The 19,350-nt window shown below is 67.6% G+C and carries 16 protein-coding genes and 1 tRNA gene; 5 read left to right on the forward strand and 12 right to left on the reverse strand.

Features of this window, described 5'->3' with window-relative positions; translation table 11 throughout:
- The first annotated feature begins 23 nt into the window (after positions 1–23).
- The gene (locus O9255_RS10040) at positions 24–1,181 is read left to right on the forward strand and encodes a glycosyltransferase family 1 protein (protein ID WP_297866713.1); all 1,158 of its coding nucleotides are present in this window, start codon (positions 24–26) and stop codon (positions 1,179–1,181) included.
- The gene (locus tag O9255_RS10045; protein WP_297866818.1) at positions 1,178–1,723 is read left to right on the forward strand and encodes a phosphatase PAP2 family protein; all 546 of its coding nucleotides are present in this window, start codon (positions 1,178–1,180) and stop codon (positions 1,721–1,723) included. Before O9255_RS10040 ends, O9255_RS10045 begins: the two co-directional genes overlap by 4 nt.
- Here O9255_RS10045 and O9255_RS10050 read toward each other — a convergent pair.
- Positions 1,707–2,303 (reverse strand): GNAT family N-acetyltransferase, encoded by a 597-nt coding sequence (locus O9255_RS10050; RefSeq protein WP_297866714.1) that lies wholly within the window; start codon positions 2,301–2,303, stop codon positions 1,707–1,709. The two genes, O9255_RS10045 and O9255_RS10050, sit on opposite strands and share 17 nt — an antisense overlap.
- Positions 2,303–4,144 carry a DUF885 domain-containing protein gene (locus O9255_RS10055; protein ID WP_297866715.1) on the reverse strand — a complete coding sequence of 614 codons (1,842 nt, stop codon included), beginning with the start codon at positions 4,142–4,144 and terminating at the stop codon, positions 2,303–2,305. Before O9255_RS10055 ends, O9255_RS10050 begins: the two co-directional genes overlap by 1 nt.
- A 69-nt stretch (positions 4,145–4,213) precedes the next feature.
- Between O9255_RS10055 and rlmJ the strand changes: the two genes are divergently transcribed.
- The 3 genes from rlmJ (at position 4,214) to O9255_RS10070 (ending at position 7,101) form a co-directional block, all read left to right on the forward strand.
- A complete protein-coding gene (gene rlmJ / locus O9255_RS10060) occupies positions 4,214–5,056 on the forward strand; it encodes a 23S rRNA (adenine(2030)-N(6))-methyltransferase RlmJ (RefSeq protein WP_297866716.1) in 843 nt (280 codons plus the stop codon).
- 66 nt (positions 5,057–5,122) lie between these two features.
- Positions 5,123–6,409 carry a diguanylate cyclase gene (locus O9255_RS10065; RefSeq protein ID WP_297866717.1) on the forward strand — a complete coding sequence of 429 codons (1,287 nt, stop codon included), beginning with the start codon at positions 5,123–5,125 and terminating at the stop codon, positions 6,407–6,409.
- A gap of 62 nt (positions 6,410–6,471) precedes the next feature.
- Positions 6,472–7,101, forward strand: coding sequence for a hypothetical protein (locus O9255_RS10070; RefSeq protein ID WP_297866718.1), 630 nt, complete (start codon positions 6,472–6,474; stop codon positions 7,099–7,101).
- A gap of 58 nt (positions 7,102–7,159) precedes the next feature.
- On the opposite strand, the gene pnp is transcribed toward O9255_RS10070, so the two are convergent.
- From pnp to O9255_RS10120, 10 genes are all read right to left on the reverse strand, one after another.
- Positions 7,160–9,262 (reverse strand): polyribonucleotide nucleotidyltransferase, encoded by a 2,103-nt coding sequence (gene pnp / locus O9255_RS10075; protein WP_297866719.1) that lies wholly within the window; start codon positions 9,260–9,262, stop codon positions 7,160–7,162.
- A gap of 139 nt (positions 9,263–9,401) precedes the next feature.
- Positions 9,402–9,662: a 30S ribosomal protein S15 gene (gene rpsO, locus O9255_RS10080; RefSeq protein ID WP_297866720.1), complete on the reverse strand. Its 261-nt coding sequence runs from the start codon at positions 9,660–9,662 to the stop codon at positions 9,402–9,404.
- A gap of 197 nt (positions 9,663–9,859) precedes the next feature.
- Entirely contained in the window at positions 9,860–10,783 is a 924-nt protein-coding gene (gene truB, locus O9255_RS10085) for a tRNA pseudouridine(55) synthase TruB (RefSeq protein WP_297866721.1), read from the reverse strand.
- Between the two features lie 53 nt (positions 10,784–10,836).
- A complete protein-coding gene (gene rbfA, locus O9255_RS10090) occupies positions 10,837–11,268 on the reverse strand; it encodes a 30S ribosome-binding factor RbfA (protein ID WP_297866722.1) in 432 nt (143 codons plus the stop codon).
- Positions 11,268–13,904 carry a translation initiation factor IF-2 gene (gene infB, locus O9255_RS10095; RefSeq protein WP_297866723.1) on the reverse strand — a complete coding sequence of 879 codons (2,637 nt, stop codon included), beginning with the start codon at positions 13,902–13,904 and terminating at the stop codon, positions 11,268–11,270. The genes rbfA and infB overlap by 1 nt, the downstream gene beginning before the upstream one ends.
- Before the next feature lie 70 nt (positions 13,905–13,974).
- Complete coding sequence (gene nusA, locus O9255_RS10100) at positions 13,975–15,462, reverse strand: transcription termination factor NusA (RefSeq protein ID WP_297866724.1); 1,488 nt, start codon at positions 15,460–15,462, stop codon at positions 13,975–13,977.
- A gap of 35 nt (positions 15,463–15,497) precedes the next feature.
- Positions 15,498–16,064 (reverse strand): ribosome maturation factor RimP, encoded by a 567-nt coding sequence (gene rimP, locus O9255_RS10105; RefSeq protein ID WP_297866725.1) that lies wholly within the window; start codon positions 16,062–16,064, stop codon positions 15,498–15,500.
- Between the two features lie 140 nt (positions 16,065–16,204).
- Positions 16,205–16,281, reverse strand: a tRNA-Met gene (locus O9255_RS10110).
- Positions 16,282–16,336: 55 nt separating this feature from the next.
- A complete protein-coding gene (gene nuoN, locus O9255_RS10115) occupies positions 16,337–17,779 on the reverse strand; it encodes an NADH-quinone oxidoreductase subunit NuoN (protein WP_297866726.1) in 1,443 nt (480 codons plus the stop codon).
- 16 nt (positions 17,780–17,795) lie between these two features.
- Positions 17,796–19,340 carry an NADH-quinone oxidoreductase subunit M gene (locus O9255_RS10120; RefSeq protein ID WP_297866727.1) on the reverse strand — a complete coding sequence of 515 codons (1,545 nt, stop codon included), beginning with the start codon at positions 19,338–19,340 and terminating at the stop codon, positions 17,796–17,798.
- Positions 19,341–19,350 lie beyond the last annotated feature (10 nt).

The raw sequence follows: 19,350 nt of genomic DNA on the forward strand, positions 1-19,350 counted from the left end.
CGCATCGCCTTCAGGCTCGCGGCATGGACACGACTGCCGCCCCCGCCCGCCGCTTCGAACTCGTCACCGAGACCTACCCGCCGGAGATCAACGGCGTGGCGCTCACCGTGCAGGCCCTGCACGATGGGCTGAAGGCGCTCGGGCACGACGTGGGCCTCGTGCGCCCCGCCCGCCCGGGCGAGCTCTGCGATGGCTCCCCTGAATTGCTCCGCGTGGACGGCGCACCGATCCCGCGCTATCCCGGCATGCGCTTCGGCCTGCCGGCCGGCCGGAAGCTGGCGGCGCGCTGGATGCGCCAACGGCCGGACGCGATCTACATCGCCACCGAAGGGCCGTTGGGCTGGTCGGCGTTGCGCGCGGCGAAGCGGCTGCGCATCCCCGTGGCCACCGGCTTCCACACGCGCTTCGACGACTACGTGGGCCGCTACGGCGCCGGATTCCTCGCGCCTTGGGTGTTCGCTTGGCTGCGCCGCTTCCACAACCGCGCCGACGCCACCCTCGTGCCGACGGGCGAGCTGGTGGAACAGCTGACGGCGCAGGGTTTCCGCCACGCCCGCCGCCTCGGCCGGGCGGTGGATACCGTGCGATTCCACCCGGCCTTCCGCGCCGACGCGCTCCGCGAACAGTGGGGCGTCGGCCCGGATGACCTCGCCATCGTGCACGTCGGCCGTCTCGCGCCGGAGAAGAACCTGCCGCTGCTGATGCGCTGCTACGAGGCCCTCAAGGTCGAGAAGCCAACGACAAAGCTCGTGCTGGTCGGCGACGGTCCGGAACGGCCGGCGCTCGCCGCACAGCATCCCGAGGTGATCTTCGCCGGCACCTTGCGCGGCGACGCCTTGGCCGCGCACTTCGCCTCCGCCGACCTGTTCTGCTTCCCGAGCCTCTCGGAAACCTTCGGCAACGTCACGATTGAAGCCATGGCCTCGGGCCTGCCGACGGTCGCGTTCGATTACGGTGCAGCGCGCGAGCACCTCCGCAACGGTGTGCACGGCGCGGCGCTTGCCTTCGGTGACGAGACGGCCTTCCTCGCGCGCTTCCTCGATGTCGCCCTCTCCCCGCAGCGGATCGGGATGGGCCAAGCCGCCCGCGAGGCCGTCGAGGGCCTGTCGCCGGACCGCGTCTCGCGCGACTTCGCCGATCTGCTCATCCAACTCGCCAACCCACTCGAGAGGGCTGCCTGATGATGACGCGCTCCGCCCTGGTCCAACGCGAACACCACTGGTGCCTGCAGTTGAATGGCTGGTGCACGTACCGCGCCGTGCGCCTCTACTTCAAGGCCGTCAGCCGCTTGGGCGACGGCGTGTTCTGGTACGCGATGATGGCGGTGCTGGCGGTCTTCGGCGGCGAGGAAGGCCTGCACGCCGCCGCGCACATGGCCGTGGTCGGCGGCATCGCGGCCATCCTCTATCGGCGCATGAAGGGCTTCTTCCGTCGCGCCCGCCCCTGCCACCGCGACCCGGCGGTGCGGGCCTGGGTGGCGCCGCTGGACGAATTCAGTTTCCCGTCGGGGCACACGCTGCATGCCGTCAGCTTCACGCTCGTCGCGCTGGCCCACTATCCTGGCTTCGCCGTTTGGCTGATTCCGTTCACCGCCAGCATCGCGGTGTCGCGCGTGTTCCTCGGCGTGCATTACCCGAGCGATGTGCTCGCCGCCACCAGCATCGGCGCCACCCTCGCCGGGATCGCGCTGTGGGTGGTGCCGGGCGTCAGCTTGCTCGGCTGATCGGCCGCAAGCGGAACGTCAGCGTGTGCGCCACGTCGAGGCCACCCTCGGCTTCCGGCCAGCCCAGCGTGCAGCGCAGGTCGTCGCGACGCACGTAGCCGCGCTTGCCCCACAGCGCCTCGTTGCCGCGATAGTCCGGCGTACGTCGTGGATCGGAGGTATCGCGGTCCACCGCGCAGAACGCCGTCCAGTCGAAACGCCCCAGCGCCGCCGCGTGGGCTTCGCGCGCGTCGAAGAAGGCGTGTCCGAGCCCGCGGCCGCGATACTCGGGCAGCAACACCGATTCCCCGAAGTAGAACACCCGCGCGATGTCGATCCCTGCCGCCTCGAACGGCGCGCGGAAGGCCTCGGCATCGTCGGCCAGCGGCAGGCCGCTCGACGCGCCAACGATGCGTCCGCCATCCATGGCCAGCACGAACAGGCTGTCGGGCGAACGGACGTACACCTCGAGGTAGGCCCGCTCGTACGCCTCGTTGCCCGCGTACAGGTAGGGCCATTCGCGGAACACGCCGATGCGCAGGCGCGCGAGGTCGGGGAGGAACGGCCCGACCTCCGCACCGCGGACGATGCGAACCGCCATCAGCCCGCTGCCACGGCCTCGACGCCACCGGCCTTCGCCTTCTCCGCCGCGATCCAGGCCCGAACCTGCTGCTGCAGCAGGGTCATCGGCAGCGACCCGTTCGTCAGCACCACGTCGTGGAAGGCCGCGAGGTCGAAGCCCTCGCCGAGTTCGCGCTTCGCTTCGTCGCGCAGTTCGACGATGGTGTTCATGCCGACCTTGTAGGCCAGCGCCTGCCCCGGCATCACGAGGTAGCGCTCGATCTCGGCGACGACATCCGTCTGCGGCATACCGGTCTTCTCGACCATGTAGTCGATCGCCTGCTCGCGCGTCCAGCGCTTGTGGTGCAGGCCGGAATCGACCACGAGGCGGACGGCGCGGAACATCTCGGCCTGCAGGCGGCCGAGGTCGTCCAGCGGCGTCGGTTGGAAGCCGATCTCCGAAGCGAGCTTCTCGGAATACAGCGCCCAGCCTTCCGAGTAGGCGGTGAACGGCAGCAGCTTGCGGAAGGTCGGCACGCCCTGGATTTTCTGCTGGATCGCGAGCTGGAAGTGATGCCCGGGAATACCCTCGTGATAGGCCAGCGTGCGCATGCTGAAGCGCGGGATCTCCTGCACGCTGCGCAAGTTGGCGTAGAACACGCCAGGACGCGAACCGTCCAGCGCCGGCGGCTGGTAGTAGGCGCCCGGCGAGGTTTTCTCCTTGAACTCGGGGATGCGCTCCACCTTCACCGGCTGCGTCGGGCGCACGTTGAAGTGCGGGCCGAGACCAGCGTCGATGGTGTCGATCATCGCTTGGTAGTCAGCGAGGATCTGCGCGCGTCCCTCGTCGGTGTCGGGATAGAGCTGGTCCGGGCGCGCAGCGATCGTGCGCACACGCTCACCGATCGTGCCCACGGCGAGGCCTTCGCCCTGGAGGATGGCGTCCATCTCGCCTTCGATGCGCGCCACCTCGCGCAGGCCGAGTTCGTGGACCTGTTCCGGCGTCATGTCGATGGTGGTGTGCACGCGGATCTGGTGCTGGTAGAACGCCTCGCCGTCCGGCAGGGCCCAGACGCCGTGGTTGCCGGTGGTCTTCGGCAACAGGGCCACGTAGTCGTCGATCCAGCCCTGGTAGGCCGGGTAAACCTGCTCGCGGATCACCGCTTCCGCGTCCGCCAGCAGGCGCTGCTGTTCGGCCTCGGCGATGGCCTCGTCGGCCTTGGCCATCTTGTCGGCCAGCGCGGTATAGAGGATGTTCTGCTTCGGCTCGGTGGCGACGAAGGCCTGCATTTCCGCCGTCACTTTCTCCACCACGAAGGTGGGCGGAATGATGCCGAGCTGCTCGCGCTGGGCCATGCCCTCACGCACCTGCGCCGCCACCCGCGGGATCTCGCGCAGGCGGGCCACGTAGGCCTCGGCGCCGGCGAGCCCGGCCACGCGGTGCTGCGAGGCCATGAAGCTCGGCAGGCTGCTCTGGATGCCGAACAACTGGTTGAGCGGGTAGTCATGGAAGCGGAAGCGCTCGCCGTCGGCCTGCGTCTGCAGGAACACCTCGAGGACGTCGTAGCTGAGGGCGTCGTCCAGCGCCGCGCGGTCGTAGCTGCGCAAAGTGGCGAGGTCGGCCTTCAGCTTGGCCATCTGTTCCTCGCCCTTCGCGAGGGAATAGTCGTCCAGCTCGTCGGCGGTCCAGTCGATGGACGGCGGCAGCATGCCGAGGCTCGAGATGATCTGCGGGCTCTCGAGCGCGAATTCCGCGAACACCCGCTCGTAGAAGATGCGGATGCTGACCGGCTTGAAATAGAGGCTGTGCAGAACGAACAACGTCACTGCGAGCAGCAGCAGGAGCGCGCCGCGGAACGTCCAGCGGAACAACTTGGCCATGGAACCCCCTCCGTGTGGAAGTCCGCATGCTAGCGCGGGCCACGGGTGCACAGCGCTAGACTGCGCGCCATGAACTACCGCCACGCCTTCCACGCCGGCAACCACGCCGATGTCCTGAAGCACGTCACCCTGCTCGCCTGGCTCGACGCGCTCACCGCCAAGGACAGCCCGGTGTTCGTACTCGACACCCACGGCGGCCGCGGGCACTACGCCCTGGATGCCGAAGCGGCGGAACGCACGGGCGAAGGCCAGGCGGGCATCGGTCGGCTCTGGGGCCGGCATGGTCTGCCCGCGGCGGTGCAGCGCCTGTGCGAGGTCGTCGGCCGCTCGAACCCCGACGGACGGCTCCGCGCCTACCCCGGTTCGCCGCGGATCGCCCTCGCCGCCCTGCGCCCACAGGATCGCCTCGCCGCCTGCGAACTCCAGCCGGAAGAAGCCGCGACCCTGAAGGCGAACCTCGCCGGCGATCCGCGCGCCGCCGCCCATGCGCGCGACGGCTACGAAGCCACCCGGCCCCTGCTGCCGCCGAAGGAGAAGCGCGGCCTGGTGCTCATCGACCCGCCTTACGAAGCCCAGGAAGCGGAGTACCCGCGCGTCCTCGAGGCCGTTGGCACGGCGCTCGAACGCTGGCCCACCGGCGGCGTGGCGGTCTGGTATCCGATCAAGCAGCGGCGGGCGCTGCACGGCTTCTTCCGCCAGGCCACCCTGCTCGCCCCGCGCGGCCTGCTGTGCGCGGAGGTCCTCGTCCGCCCCGACGATTCGCCGCTGCGGCTCAACGGCAGCGGCATGCTGATGTTCCACCCGCCGTGGAAGCTCGACGCCGCGCTCGCCCCGGCCCTGCCGGTGCTGGCCCGGATGCTTGGGGAGCACCACGCCTCGCACCGGCTGGAGTGGCTGCGCCCGGCGCCTTGACACCGTTTGGCTTGCCGCAGGCCCGGCCAAGGGCGATGCTCGGCCCAACATCACGGAGCCCCCGCCATGGCCGCCCTGCCCCAACGCGTCCTCATCGTCGAGAACTCCCGCAGTTACGCCGGCATGCTGGCTGAAGCGATGGAGGAACGCGCCGGGCTGCCGGTCGTCCTCGCGCGCACGATGGCCGAAGCCGAAACGGCACTCGCCGCGAACCCGGACATCTTCCTCGTGCTGAGCGGGCTGGTCCTTCCCGACGCCGCGCAGGACGCCATCATCGACCGCTTCGCCGAGACCGGCCTGCCGATCGTCGTCGTGTCGAGCAAGTACGACGAGGCATTGCGTGACCGTATCCTCGGCCGCAGCGTCGTCGATTACGTCATCAAGAGCGCACCCGGACACCTCGAGTACCTGGCTTGGCTGGCCCAGCGCCTGGACCGCAACCGCCGCATCGCCGCACTCGTCGTCGACGACTCACCGTCGGCACGATTGATGGTCGCCGAGCTGCTGTCGTCCTACGGCTTCCGCGTGCTGCTGGCCAGCAGTGGCGAGGACGGCCTGCTTGCGGTGGATCAGGACCCGGGCATCCGCCTCGTCATCACCGACCACGAAATGCCCGGCCTCACCGGCGTCGACCTCAGCGCCAAGCTGCGCGAACGTTACGCGCGCGACCGCATGGCGATCATCGGCGTGTCGGGCGCCAACAAGCCGGAGCTCGTGGCGCGCTTCCTGAAGAACGGCGCCAACGACTTCCTGCACAAGCCGTTCTCGCGCGAGGAATTCTTCTGCCGCGTCTCGCAGAACGTCGACAACCTCGACCTCATCGGCACGCTGCAAGATCTCGCGACGAAGGATTTCCTCACCGGCCTGTCCAACCGCCGCCATTTCTTCGAGCTCGCCGAGCGCCGCATCGATGCGCTGCATGCCGCGGGCCGCGAGTGCGCCGTGGCCACGCTCGACATCGATCACTTCAAGAAGATCAATGACACCTGGGGCCACGACGGCGGCGACCTCGCCCTCAAGTCCGTCGCTCGCGCACTGCAGGCGCACATGCGTGCCGAGGACGTCGTCGCCCGCTTCGGCGGCGAGGAGTTCGTGGTGCTGGCGGGCGATCTCGATGCCGATTCCAGCCGCGCTTACTTCGAGGCGCTTCGCGAGCGCATCGCCGCCCTCTCGGTGGAGCTGCCCGACGGCCGCACCTTCTCGCTGACCACCAGCATCGGCGTCTGCCGCCTGCCTGCCAGCAGCGCCAAGGTGCCGATGCATGCCGCGCTCAACGAGTCGGACCGCATGCTGTACATCGCCAAGGCGGGTGGGCGGAATCGCGTGGAGATGACGGCGTCGACGTCGGCCTGATTCGGGTGGCGAAGCCTCTGCCATTCGCGTGGGGCAATGCGCGGCGCATTGCACTCGGGGCTATGCTGCTGGCCTCGGTACCCGCGCTCAGCCCGATTTCCAACGAGTGGGCGAGGCAGATTGGTGAAAGGAACGCTGCTGCCCGGATCGCGCGCGAGCAGGCCGACGCGTCGGGCATGTTTAGTTGCCACGTATCCGAACCAGGGCTCCCCAAGTTCACGCATGAGTTGATGCCGCCGCCCACGTCGACTTGGGAGATTCTCATCTTCCCGAGCTTTTTCGACAGGATCGTGCTCGGGGTCGATGGACGACGATGGACCGTCAGCACGTACGACCATCAGGACCGCACGTCCACGGAAAGCGTTCTCGGGCGACCGACGTGGAACGGCTCGGCAACGCTACCACCCAACGAAAACGACGTTTTCGTGAAGCTCTTCGACAGCGCGCTGCGCACGGCATCCTTGGAACCGTACCAGTACCATCACCTCGATGGCACGATGCTGCACGTCCGTGATCGCATGGGCCGCTGCGCACAGCTGCATTTGCACGGCGCCGGCACACGCGGCGACCGCATCGTGGCCGTGCTGGACGAGCTGGCGTCGTTGCTACTCGCGGCCTCTCAGGCAAACAACACCATCGATGCGGCCGAACTCAAGCGCGTCGCCCGCGAAGCTCGCCTTCTGACGCGATAACGAAAAAACCCGCCTTCCGGCGGGTTTTTTCGTTCCAGCTCGGCAGTGAGGCGAAGGCTTAGACGCCCTCGCCCTCGGCCACGGCCTTGATCGACAGGCGGATGCGGCCCTGCTTGTCGACTTCCAGCACCTTGACCTGCACCACGTCGCCTTCCTTCAGCTTGTCGCTGACCTTCTCGACGCGCTCGTCCGAGATCTGCGAGATGTGCACCAGGCCGTCCTTGCCGGGGGCGATCGTCACGAACGCACCGAAGTCCATGATCTTGGCGACCTTGCCTTCGTAGATGCGGCCCGGCTCGACGTCCGACGTGATCTGCTCGATGCGCGCCTTCGCGGCCTGCGCGGCAGCGGCATTCACCGACGCGATGACGATGGTGCCGTCGTCCTTGATGTCGATCTGCGTGCCGGTTTCCTTGGTGATGGCCTGGATGGTCGAGCCACCCTTGCCGATCACTTCGCGGATCTTGTCCGGGTGGACCTTCATCGTCAGCAGGCGCGGCGCGTAGTCCGAGAGCTCGGCGCGCGGGGCCGAGAGGCCCTTCGCCATCTCGCCGAGGATGTGCAGACGACCGGCCTTGGCCTGCGTCAGCGCGATCTTCATGATCTCCTCGGTGATGCCTTCGATCTTGATGTCCATCTGCAGGGCGGAAATACCCGTCTGCGAACCGGCCACCTTGAAGTCCATGTCGCCGAGGTGGTCCTCGTCACCGAGGATGTCGGACAGCACGACGAAGTTGTCGCCTTCCTTCACCAGGCCCATCGCGATGCCCGCGACCGGCGCCTTCACCGGGATGCCGGCGTCCATCATCGCGAGCGACGAGCCGCAGACCGAGGCCATCGACGACGAACCGTTCGACTCGGTGATCTCCGAGACGGCGCGGATCGTGTACGGGAAGCTCTCCATGTCCGGCATGACGGCGAGCACGCCGCGCTTGGCGAGGCGGCCGTGGCCGATCTCGCGACGCTTCGGGCCCATCATGCGGCCGGCTTCACCGACCGAGTACGGCGGGAAGTTGTAGTGGAACAGGAAGTGTTCCTTCGACTCGCCTTCGGCGGCGTCGATGATCTGGCCGTCGCGCGCGGTGCCGAGGGTGGCGACCACGAGGGCCTGCGTCTCGCCGCGGGTGAACAGGGCCGAGCCGTGGACGCGCGGCAGCACGCCGACGCGGACGGTGATCGGGCGGACGGTGTCGAGCGCACGGCCGTCGATGCGGACCTTGGTGGTCAGCACGGAGTCGCGCATGGTCTGGTACTCGAGCTCGCCGAACTCCTTCGAGGCTTCACCGGCCGACCAGCCGTTGGCTTCGATCTGCGGGGCGAGGGCGGCCATCACGTCCTTCTTCAGGGCGCCGATGGCGTCGCGGCGCTGCAGCTTGTCCGTCACCTTGAAGGCGTCGGCAAGGCGCGTGCCGACGGCGGCCTTCAGCGCGGCCACGAGGGCCTCGTTGCGGGCCGGGGCGGCCCAGGTGCCCCAATCCTTCTGGCCGGCTTCCTTGACCAGTTCGTTGATGGCGTTGATGACCGTGCGGCCGGCGTTGTGGCCGAAGGTCACGGCGCCGAGCATCACTTCTTCGGAGAGCAGCTTGGCTTCCGACTCCACCATCAGCACGGCGTTGGCCGTGCCGGCGACGACGAGCTCGAGCTCCGAGGTCTTCAGCTGGGTGGTGGTCGGGTTGAGGATGTACTGGCCGTTGGCGTAACCGACCTTGGCGGCGCCGATCGGGCCCGAGAACGGGATGCCCGACAGGGCCAGCGCGGCCGAGGCGCCGATCATCGCCGGGATGTCACCCTCGACTTCCGGGTTCAGCGAGACGACGGTCGCGATGACCTGCACTTCGTGGCGGAAGCCTTCCGGGAACAGGGGGCGGATCGGACGGTCGATCAGGCGTGAGGTCAGCGTCTCACGCTCGGTCTGGCGGCCTTCGCGCTTGAAGAAGCCACCCGGGATGCGGCCACCGGCGTAGAACTTCTCCTGGTAGTCGACGGTCAGCGGGAAGAAGTCCATGCCTTCACGGAGGTTCTTGTTGCCGACGACGGTCACGAGGACGACGGTGTCCGCCATCTTGACGAGGACGGCGCCACCGGCCTGGCGGGCGATCTCGCCCGTTTCCAGCGTCACTTCGTGCTGGCCGTACTGGAAGGTCTTCGAATATTTCGCCACGTTCTGCTCTCTGGTTGTCTTTCGTTTCAGTCCGGCCGGGGGCCCCTGCCCCCTGGCTCGGTTGCCGCGTTGCCGCGGCGTGGGGTTTTCAAACCCCGAAAAGCAGCGCGGCGCATTTCTGCGCCGCGCGGGGTATCACTTAACGACGGAGGCCGAGGCGCTCGATGAGCGTCTTGTAGCGCTCAACGTCCTTGTCCTTCAGGTAGGCCAGCAGGCGACGGCGGGTATTCACCATCTTGAGCAGGCCGCGACGGCTGTGGTGGTCCTGCTTGTGGGCCTTGAAGTGTTCCGTCAGCTGCTCGATGCGGGCCGACAGCAGGGCGACCTGGACTTCCGGCGAACCGGTGTCGTTGGCGCCGCGCGCGAACTGGGAAATGATCTGGTTGGAATCGATGCTCATGGACGTTCTCGTGATGCGGAAGGCGCAGGAACGTCACTCGTGGACGCACCGCGGTCTTCGCCGGTTTCATGGGGATGCCTCGAATGAGGCGCGCGGATTGTAAGCCCGACCGGGCTTCTGAACAAGGTTTTCACAGCAGCGCCCGAATCGCGTTCAGGCTCAAGCCTCACCGGGGCGATCCGCCCGCGGTGCGAGGCTCAGGAGGCCGCGGCCCAGCGGAACAGCCGCTGCGGGTGCACTACGCCGTCGCGGCCCTCGACCAGCCCCACCGCCCGCCCGCTCGGGGCGAACGCAGCCATCAGGCCATTCGCGGCGTCGAGGCCGGCCAGGCTCTGGCCGTGACCCAGTTTCAGCACTTCGGCGTCGCTGAGGTTCAGGCGCGGCCAGTCCGTGAGGGCGGACTCCACCGGCATCAGCAGGCTGTCCAAGGCGGCAAGGCCCGGCTCGCTGTTGCGGTCGATGGCCTCGATCTCGTCGAGCGTGATCATCGTCGGGGTGCGGAAGGGCTCGGCCCACAGGCGCCGCAGGGCGACCACATGCGCGCCGCAGCCGAGGTCCTCGCCGATGTCGCGCACGAGGCTTCGCACGTAGGTGCCCGAGCCGCAAGTGATGCGCAGGCGCAGCGACGCGCCGTTGATCGAGAGCAGCTCGAGCGCATGGACGTCGACCTCGCGCTCGGCGACCTCGACGATCTCGCCGCGGCGCGCCTTGGCGTAGAGCGGCTCGCCACCCTGCTTCAGGGCGGAATAGATGGGCGGACGCTGGGCGATGCGGCCGATGTAGCGCTTCAACACGCGTTCGACCGCATGCGCATCGAGCAGCGGCACGGGGCGCTCACGCAGCACCTGGCCGTCCGCATCATCGGTGTCGGTGACGACGCCAAGCCGCGCCTCGGTTTCGTAGGACTTGCGCGCGCCGAGCATCAGTCCCGCCACCTTGGTGGCTTCGCCGAAGCAGATCGGCAGCAGGCCGGTCGCGAGCGGATCGAGGCTGCCGGTGTGGCCGGCCTTCTCCGCACGGAAATGCTTGCGGACGCGCTGCAGCGCGGCGTTCGAACTCAGGCCAGCCGGCTTGTCCAGCAGCAGCAGGCCATCGAGGGAACGGAAAGGAAGACGGTGCATGGGGGGAGTCCTCGATGAGGATCGGCCGCCGCGGCGCCCCGAGGGGCGCGGCGTCAGTGGGCGCCGCGGGACGACGGCGTATCGCCGGGGGCGTCGTCGCTCGAGGCTTCGCCGTTTGCCTCGCGGATCACGGCATCCTGCTTGGCGGCTTCGCGCAGCAGAAGCTCGATCTTCTCGCCGCGATCGACGGATTCGTCGTAATGGAAATGCAGCTCGGGCACCTGGCGGATGCGCAACATCTTGCCCAACTGCTGGCGGAAGCCCTTCGAGAGCTCGTTCAGGGCCTTCACGACCTCGAGCGAGCGCTCCGGCTTCAGTGCGGTCACCCAGACCTTCGCGTGCGACAGGTCACGCGTGACCTCCACGTCGGAGACGCTCGCGGAGGGCAGCGAATGCTCGCGCACGGCCTCGTGCACCATGACGCCCAGCTCCCGGCGGAACTGGGCCGAGAGACGATCGGTGCGCGAGAAGGAACGCTTCGGCATCAGAGCGACCGCGCCACTTCGATGCGCTCGAAGCATTCGATCATGTCACCCGGCTTGACGTCGTTGTACGCCTTCACCGCGATGCCGCACTCGGTGCCGGAACGCACTTCCTCGACGTTGTCCTTGAAGCGGCGCAGCGACTCCAGTTCGCCCTGGAAGATGACGGTCTGGTTGCGCAGCACGCGGATCGGCTTCGACTTCTTGACCGTGCCCTCGACGACCAGCGAACCGGCGACGGCGCCGAACTTCGAGCTGCGGAACACGTCGCGGACTTCGGCCACGCCGATGATCTCTTCGCGGATTTCCTTGCCGAGCAGACCCGACGCGACCTGCTTCACCTGGTCGATGACGTCGTAGATGATCGAGAAGTAGCGCAGGTCGAGGCCATTGCCCTCGATGACCTTGCGCGCGGCCGCGTCGGCACGGACGTTGAAGCCGATGACGACGGCCTTGGCCGCGGCGGCCATGACGGCCTCGGACTCGGTGATGCCACCGACGCCCGACTGGATCACATTGATCTTGATCAGGTCGTTGGACAGCGCGACCAGCGAGTCACGCAGCGCTTCCACCGAACCCTGCACGTCGGCCTTGATCAGCAGGTTGAGCTGCTGCTGGCCTTCGCCCTTGCCCATCTGGGCCATGATGTCTTCCATGCGGCCGGCCTGCTTGACCAGCTTCGCCTCGCGAACCTTGGCCTCGCGCTGCTGGGCGACGTCCTTGGCGAGGCGCTCGTCGGCCACGACCACGAAGTCGTCACCCGAGTTCGGCACGCCGGAGAGGCCGAGCAGCACCACCGGGATCGACGGGCCGGCCGAATCGACCTGCTTGCCGCCTTCGTCGAACAGCGCGCGCACTCGGCCGTACTGCGTGCCGCAGACCAGGTAGTCGCCCTTCGACAGCGTGCCCTGCTGCACCAGCACCGTGGCGACCGGGCCGCGGCCCTTGTCGAGCGAGGACTCGATGACGGTACCCGCCGCCTTGCCGTCGACCGGCGCGGAGAGTTCCATCACCTCGGCCTGGACCAGGATCGCGTCGAGCAGCGCGTCGATGCCCATGCCCGTCTTCGCCGAGACGCCGATGAACGGCGTGTCGCCGCCCCACTCTTCCGGCGTCACTTCGTGCTGGGCGAGGCCGTTGCGCAGGTTGTCGATGTTGATGTTCGGCTTGTCCATCTTGTTCATCGCGACCACCAGCGGCACCTGGGCGGCGCGCGCGTGCTTGATCGCTTCGATGGTCTGCGGCATGACGCCGTCGTCCGCCGCGACCACCAGCACCACCAGGTCGGTGAGCTTGGCGCCGCGCGCACGCATGGCGGTGAACGCCGAGTGGCCCGGGGTGTCGAGGAAGGTGACGACGCCCTTGCCGGTTTCGACGTGGTAGGCGCCGATGTGCTGGGTGATGCCGCCGGCTTCGCCGGAAGCCACCTTGGTGCGACGGATGTAGTCGAGCAGCGAGGTCTTGCCGTGGTCGACGTGGCCCATGATCGTGACGACCGGCGGACGCGTGCTGCGCTCGCCCTGGTCGGCTTCGATGTGCGCGGCCAGCGCCAGCTCGGCGTCATCCTCGGTGGCACGGACGGCCTTGTGGCCCAATTCCTCGACGACGAGCACCGCGGTGTCGTGGTCGATGGTCTGGTTCAAGGTGGCCATGACGCCCATCTTGAACAGCGCCTTCACCACCTCGCCGCCCTTCATCGCCAGCTTGTTGGCGAGATCGCCGACGCTGATGGCTTCACCGACGGCCACTTCACGCATCACCGGCGCGGTCGGGCGCGAGAACGCGTGCGGACCGGCGTTGTTGTTGCTGCTGTTGCTGTGGCGCGAAGGTTCCTGGCGGCCACGACCACCCGGCTTGCGCTTGTTGTTGCCCGTGTTGCGACGCGCATGCGCGCCTTCGCTAAGGTGCAGCTGGCCACCGACGAAACGGCCACTGCGATCATCTTCCGGAGCACCCTCGACCTTGCCGCCGGGCTTGCCGCGGCGGTTGGCGGCCTCGCGGGCACGCGCCGCCAGTTCGGCGTCGGCGCGGCTCGGCATCTGGATGACGGGACGCGTCGTCGGACGCGCATCGGCCGGATTCTCGGCGGCGGGGGCCGCTGCCGGCTCCGCAGCTCGCTCGACCGGGCGCTCGTCGGCGACCGGATCGGTCGCGGCGGCCGGCGTTGCCGAGGGCGCACGAGCGGCCTTGTCGGCGGCTTCCTGGTCACGGCGGCGACGATCGGCCTCGTCCAGCGCCTTGCGCTCGGCGTCCGAGCGGGCCTGCGACTCGGCCAGCTTGCGGGCGGCTTCCTCGCGCTCGGCGTCCGGGCCGCTCGGGGCGACATCGGCGCGCTTCACGTAGGTGCGCTTCTGACGGACTTCGACGGCGACGGTGGCCTTGGTCTTGCCGCCACCGACCGTCAGCTCTTCGACCTTGCGGCGCTGGAGCGTGATGCGGCTGGGGCCGGCTTCCTCGGCGGGTTTTTCATCCTTGCCATGGGTGCGGCGCAGGAAGCCGAGCAGCTTCATCTTCTCGGTGCTGCTGACCACCTGGTCCGGCCCGGTGAACTGCATGCCTGCGCCGGAGAGCTGCTCAAGCAGCTTCTCGACGGGCAGGTTCAGCACCTTGGCCAGGGAGCGGACGGTGACCTCGGACATTCGGAAGGGCTTCCTTGGATGCTTTGCGCGCGGGGCGCTGGATTAAACGTACGGTGCGTGCAGGACGGGCTCAGGCGAACCAGTGCTTGCGCGCTTCCATGATGAGAGCGGCGGCGCGGGCGTCGTCCATGCCTTCGATGTCGGCGATCTCGTCGACGGCCATCTCGGCGAGGTCGTCGCGCGTGACGATGCCGCGCGAGGACAGCGCGTAGGCGGTGGCTTCGTCCATGCCTTCGAGCGACAGCAGGTCTTCCGCCGGCTTGTGCTCCTCGAGGTTCTCCTCGACGGCCAGCGCCTCGGTGAGCAGCGCGTCGCGGGCGCGGGCACGCAGTTCCTCGACGATGTCCTCGTCGAAGCCTTCGACGGCCAGCAGCTCGGCGACCGGCACGTAGGCGATTTCCTCGACGGTGTTGAAGCCCTCGCCCACCAGGATGCCGGCGATTTCCTCGTCGACTTCGAGCTTGTCCATGAACAGCTTGCGCGAATTGGCCTGCTCGGCCTCCGACTTCGCCGAGATCTGGTCCTGCGTCATCACGTTGAGCTGCCAGCCCGTGAGGCGGCTGGCGAGGCGGACGTTCTGACCGCCCTTGCCGATCGCCTGCGCGAGCTTCTCCTCGGCGACAGCGAGGTCCATCGCGTGGCGCTCTTCGTCGACGATGATCGACTGCACTTCCGCCGGCGCCATCGCGTTGATGACGAACTGCGCGGAGTTGTCCGACCACAGCACGATGTCGATGCGCTCGCCGTTCAACTCGTTGCTGACGGCCTGCACGCGCGAACCGCGCATGCCGATGCAGGCGCCGATCGGATCGGTGCGATGGTCATGCGCGAGCACGGCGATCTTGGCGCGGTCGCCGGCGTCGCGCGCGGCGGCCTTGATTTCGACCAGGCCCTGGCCCACTTCCGGCACTTCGAGCTTGAACAGCTCGATCATGAATTCCGGCGCCGTGCGGCTGATGAAGAGCTGCGGGCCGCGCGATTCCGAGCGCACCTCGTAGAGGAAGCCGCGCACGCGATCACCCGGACGCAGGGCGTCGCGCGGGATCGACTTGTCCTTCGGGATGAAGGCTTCGGCGTTGCCGCCGAGGTCCACGTAGATGTTGCCGCGCTCGGCGCGCTTGACGACGCCGGTGACGAGCTCGCCCACGCGGTCGCTCCACGCATCGACCACCTGCTGGCGCTCGGCCTCACGGACGCGCTGCACGATGACCTGCTTGGCGGCCTGCGCGCTGATGCGGCCGAACTCCGGGTTCTCGATCTGCTCTTCGATGAACTCGCCGACCTCGGCGCCTTCGCGCTCGTCGACCGCGTCCATCAAGCGGATCATCCGGTCCGGCGATTCCATCACCACGTCGTCGGCCACGACTTCCCAGCGACGGAACGTCTCGTAGTTGCCGTCCTTCGGGTTGATCGCGACGCGGCAGGCGACGTCCTGCTCCGGGTAACGCTTCTTGGCGGCGGACGCCAACGCGGCCTCCATCGCCTCGAGGATGACCTGGCGCGGCACGCCCTTTTCATTGGCGACCGCTTCGATGACCAGCAACAGTTCCTTGCTCATGCTTGACTCCGCGACAGCGCGACCTGGGGCCGGCTTCAGTGGGTTCCGGGTGATTTCGAATTCGGGGTTTCGGCGCGCTTGCGGCGCGGACGGGGTGCTTTCGGCGCCGCCGTCTCGAGGCCCAGCGCCGCGTAATCCGGCACCAGCCTCGCCTTGTCGATGTTGTCGAACGAGACGGCGAACTCGCCGCCGTTCTCGAGGCCGATGACCAGGAGTTCGCCTTCGGCGCGCAGGATCGCACCCTGCACCCGGCGACGACCGTCCTGCGGCAGCGCCAGCGCCACCTTGACCTGTTGGCCGGCGAAGCGGGTCGCCTGCGCGGCGTTGAAGATCAGGCGATCAAGGCCCGGCGACGAGACTTCGAGCGTGTAAGCGCTGGCGATCGGATCGTTCACGTCCATCACCGCCGACACCTCGCGGCTGACCGCTTCGCAATCTTCGACGGTGACGTGGCGCTCTCCCGAGGCGACGTCGATATACAGGCGCAGCAGGCCGTGGCTGCGCGAGGGCGCGAACTCGATGCCCTGCAGCTCGAGGCCGAGGCCAAGGCCTTCGACGACGGGGGCGAGCATGGCGGTGAGTTCTTCGGTCTTGGTGCTCATGGGCCTGCGCGAAAAAACGGAAACAAAAAAGGGCCGAGAGGCCCTTTCCGGTACATCCAATTTCCGGGGGCCGGAACCCCTCGAGAGGGACTTCCAACCCAGCCTGACGTCGATCCGGAGCAGAGGATACGACGCGAAACTGGTAGCGGGGGCAGGATTTGAACCTGCGACCTTCGGGTTATGAGCCCGACGAGCTGCCAGACTGCTCCACCCCGCAGCAGAGACCGCGAGTATACGGGGTTACCTGCGTCCCACGCAAGCACCATGTTCGATCATGCGAATGCGGCGCGCGTCCAGGCCATGATCAGGTTGGCGAACACGCCGAGAACCAGCAACGCGATCGCGTTCGTGGCGAACACGAAGCGCAGCGTCGCGTCGCCGTGGACGACCGCAAGGTCGCGCTCCGGTTCGTCGAAGAACATGACCTTGATGACGCGCAGGTAGTAGAACGCACCGATCACGGCCATCACGACGCCGGCGATGGCGAGCCACAGCAGGTCGGCCTGGACGGCGGCGCGGATGGCTTCCAGCTTGGCCCAGAAGCCGAGCAGCGGCGGAAGGCCAGCCAGCGACGCCATGACGATCAGAATTAGCGTGGCGTGGAACGGGCTCTTCTGCCACAAGCCCTTGTAGTCCGCGATCGACTCGGCCTCGAAGCCCTGTCGCGACATCAGGATGATCGCGCCGAAGGCGGCGGCCGCCGAGATCGCATAGCTGATGGCATAGAACATCGCGGCCGAATAACCGGTGGGACCGGCGTTGGCGAGCGCCATGAACAGGAAGCCGACGTGCGAAATCGTCGAGTACGCGAGCATGCGCTTGAGGTTCGTCTGCGCCAGCGCCAGCAGGTTGCCGATCACGAGCGACAGCAGGGCCAGCCACGCCACCATCTGCGACCATTCCGCCGAAGTGGCACCAAGGCCCGACTCCAGCAAGCGGTAGGCGAAGCCGAAGGCCGCGATCTTCGGCACCGAGCCGATGAACAGCGTGATGGCCGTCGGGGCGCCCTGGTAGACGTCCGGAACCCACATGTGGAACGGCGCGGCGCCGAACTTGAACGACACACCAACCAGCACGAACACGACGCCGAACAGCAGCAGGCTGCGGTCGCCGAGGCTAGCAGCCGCCTGGTGCACGGCCTCGAGGTCGAGGCTTCCGGTGGCGCCGTAGATCATGGACATGCCGTACAGGAGCAGGCCGGAGGCCAGCGCACCGAGCACGAAGTACTTCATGGCGGCTTCGGACGAGACCTTGTTGTCGCGATCCATGGCGACGAGGCCGTAGGAGCTGAGGGCCAGCATCTCGAGGCCGAGGTACAGCGTGACCATGTTGCCGGCCGACACCATGACCATCATGCCGAGCAGCGCGAACAGCACGATCGCGTAGAACTCGCCGGCCATCAGGCCTCGCTCGGTCAGATACGGGCGGGCATAGGCCAGCGCGAGACCGGTGGTGATGCACATCGCGATCTTCAGCACGTCGGCCAAGGTGTCGCGGACGAACATGCCGCCGAAGGCCGAGATCGGGTCGCCGGCGAGGCCGCGGCCGACCAGCAGGGCAGTCACCAGCAGCGACAGCAGCGCGAGAAAGTGGATCAGGCCGCGTCGTTTGGCATCGACGAAGAGATCGGCAAGCAGCAGGCCGAACGCGGCGCCGCAGAGCACAATCTCGGGAAGGACGGGGACCAGGTCCGCGGCGGTGGGCAGGGGCATCATCGCGATCAGGTCTCCGTCACGGCGTCACGAGTTTGGTGGCCGACAGCTGCGAAACCAGCTGAACCACGGACGCGTCCATCAGGTCGGTCAAGGGCTTCGGATAGACGCCAAGCAGCAGCACGCCGACGGCGAACAGGCCCAGCACCCAGGCTTCCCGGGCATTGATCTCGGTGAGCTCGGCCACATGGCTGTTGGCGACCTCACCGAACAGGATGCGCTTCACCATCCACAGCGTGTAGGCGGCACCGAGAATCAAGGTCGTGGCGGCGATGAAGCCGATCCAAGGCTTGGCCTGGAAGGCGGCCAGGATGACCATGAACTCACCCACGAAGCCCGACGTGCCCGGCAGGCCGGCGTTGGCCATCGCGAACAGCACGAAGAAGCCGCCGAACCAAGGCATGACGTTCATCACGCCGCCGTAGTCCTTGATCATTCGGGTGTGCATGCGGTCGTAGAGCACGCCGACGCAGCTGAACATCGCGCCGGACACGAAGCCGTGCGAAATCATCTGCACCATCGCGCCCTGCAGGCCGAGCTCCGCGGCGTCCTGGCGGACGTCGCCACCGCGCATCAGGCCGAAGGCGATGAAGATGCCCAGCGTCACGAAACCCATGTGGGCGATCGACGAATACGCGATCAGCTTCTTCATGTCCTCCTGCACCAGCGCCACGAGGCCGATGTAGGCCACGGCGACCAGCGAGAAGGCGATGACCAGCCACGCCCACTCGGCGCCCGCGTCGGGGACGATTGGCAGCGTGAAGCGGATGAAGCCGTAGCCGCCGATCTTCAGCATGATCGCCGCCAGCACCACGGAGCCGGCGGTCGGCGCTTCGACGTGGGCATCCGGCAGCCAGGTGTGCACCGGGAACATCGGGATCTTCACCGCGAAGGCGGCGAAGAAGGCGAAGAACAACCAGGTCTGCTCGGTGGCCGTGAGCTGCAGCGTGTAGAGGTCCGCCAGCTGGAAGCTGGCGCCGCCATCCAACCGCTCGCCACTCACGATGTACAGGTAAACCAGCCCCACGAGCATGAATACCGAGCCGAGGAAGGTGTACAGGAAGAACTTGAGGCTGGCGTAGACGCGGTTCGCACCGCCCCAGACGCCGATCACGATGAACATCGGGATCAGCATCGCCTCGAAGAACACGTAGAACAAGATGGCGTCCTGCGCGGCGAACACGCCGATCATCAGGCTTTCGAGCACCAGGAACGCCGCGTAGTACTGGTGCACGCGGCGCTCGACCGAACCCCAAGCCCCCATCAGCACCAGCACGCTGGTGATCGTGGTGAGCAGGATCAGCGCCACCGCGATGCCGTCGACCCCGAGGTGGTAGAAGATGTCGAAGGCCGGGATCCACTCGCGCTTCTCGACGAACTGCATCGAGGCCGACGACGCATCGAAGCCGGTGTAGAGCGGGATGCTCAGCGCAAGCGTCGCCAGCGCGACCAACAGCGCGAACCACTTCGCCTGCGTGCCGCGCGACTCACCGAAATAGAGCGTGGCCAGACCGCCCAGGAGGGGCAGCCAGATCAGGGCGCTCAGCAGGGGAAAACCATCCATCAGGGCGTCC

Source organism: Silanimonas sp. (assembly GCF_027530345.1).
Taxonomy (GTDB): Bacteria; Pseudomonadota; Gammaproteobacteria; order Xanthomonadales; family Xanthomonadaceae; genus Silanimonas.

Excerpts from the sequence above, each read along its gene's own strand:
- O9255_RS10040 (WP_297866713.1), top strand. The coding sequence starts at position 24 with ATGGACACGACTGCCGCCCCCGCCCGCCGCTTCGAACTCGTCACCGAG.
- O9255_RS10050 (WP_297866714.1), bottom strand. The coding sequence starts at position 2,303 with ATGGCGGTTCGCATCGTCCGCGGTGCGGAGGTCGGGCCGTTCCTCCCC.
- O9255_RS10055 (WP_297866715.1), bottom strand. The coding sequence starts at position 4,144 with ATGGCCAAGTTGTTCCGCTGGACGTTCCGCGGCGCGCTCCTGCTGCTG.
- rlmJ (WP_297866716.1), top strand. The coding sequence starts at position 4,214 with ATGAACTACCGCCACGCCTTCCACGCCGGCAACCACGCCGATGTCCTG.
- O9255_RS10065 (WP_297866717.1), top strand. The coding sequence starts at position 5,123 with ATGGCCGCCCTGCCCCAACGCGTCCTCATCGTCGAGAACTCCCGCAGT.
- O9255_RS10070 (WP_297866718.1), top strand. The coding sequence starts at position 6,472 with ATGCTGCTGGCCTCGGTACCCGCGCTCAGCCCGATTTCCAACGAGTGG.
- rpsO (WP_297866720.1), bottom strand. The coding sequence starts at position 9,662 with ATGAGCATCGATTCCAACCAGATCATTTCCCAGTTCGCGCGCGGCGCC.
- truB (WP_297866721.1), bottom strand. The coding sequence starts at position 10,783 with ATGCACCGTCTTCCTTTCCGTTCCCTCGATGGCCTGCTGCTGCTGGAC.
- rbfA (WP_297866722.1), bottom strand. The coding sequence starts at position 11,268 with ATGCCGAAGCGTTCCTTCTCGCGCACCGATCGTCTCTCGGCCCAGTTC.
- infB (WP_297866723.1), bottom strand. The coding sequence starts at position 13,904 with ATGTCCGAGGTCACCGTCCGCTCCCTGGCCAAGGTGCTGAACCTGCCC.
- nusA (WP_297866724.1), bottom strand. The coding sequence starts at position 15,462 with ATGAGCAAGGAACTGTTGCTGGTCATCGAAGCGGTCGCCAATGAAAAG.
- rimP (WP_297866725.1), bottom strand. The coding sequence starts at position 16,064 with ATGAGCACCAAGACCGAAGAACTCACCGCCATGCTCGCCCCCGTCGTC.
- nuoN (WP_297866726.1), bottom strand. The coding sequence starts at position 17,779 with ATGATGCCCCTGCCCACCGCCGCGGACCTGGTCCCCGTCCTTCCCGAG.
- O9255_RS10120 (WP_297866727.1), bottom strand. The coding sequence starts at position 19,340 with ATGGATGGTTTTCCCCTGCTGAGCGCCCTGATCTGGCTGCCCCTCCTG.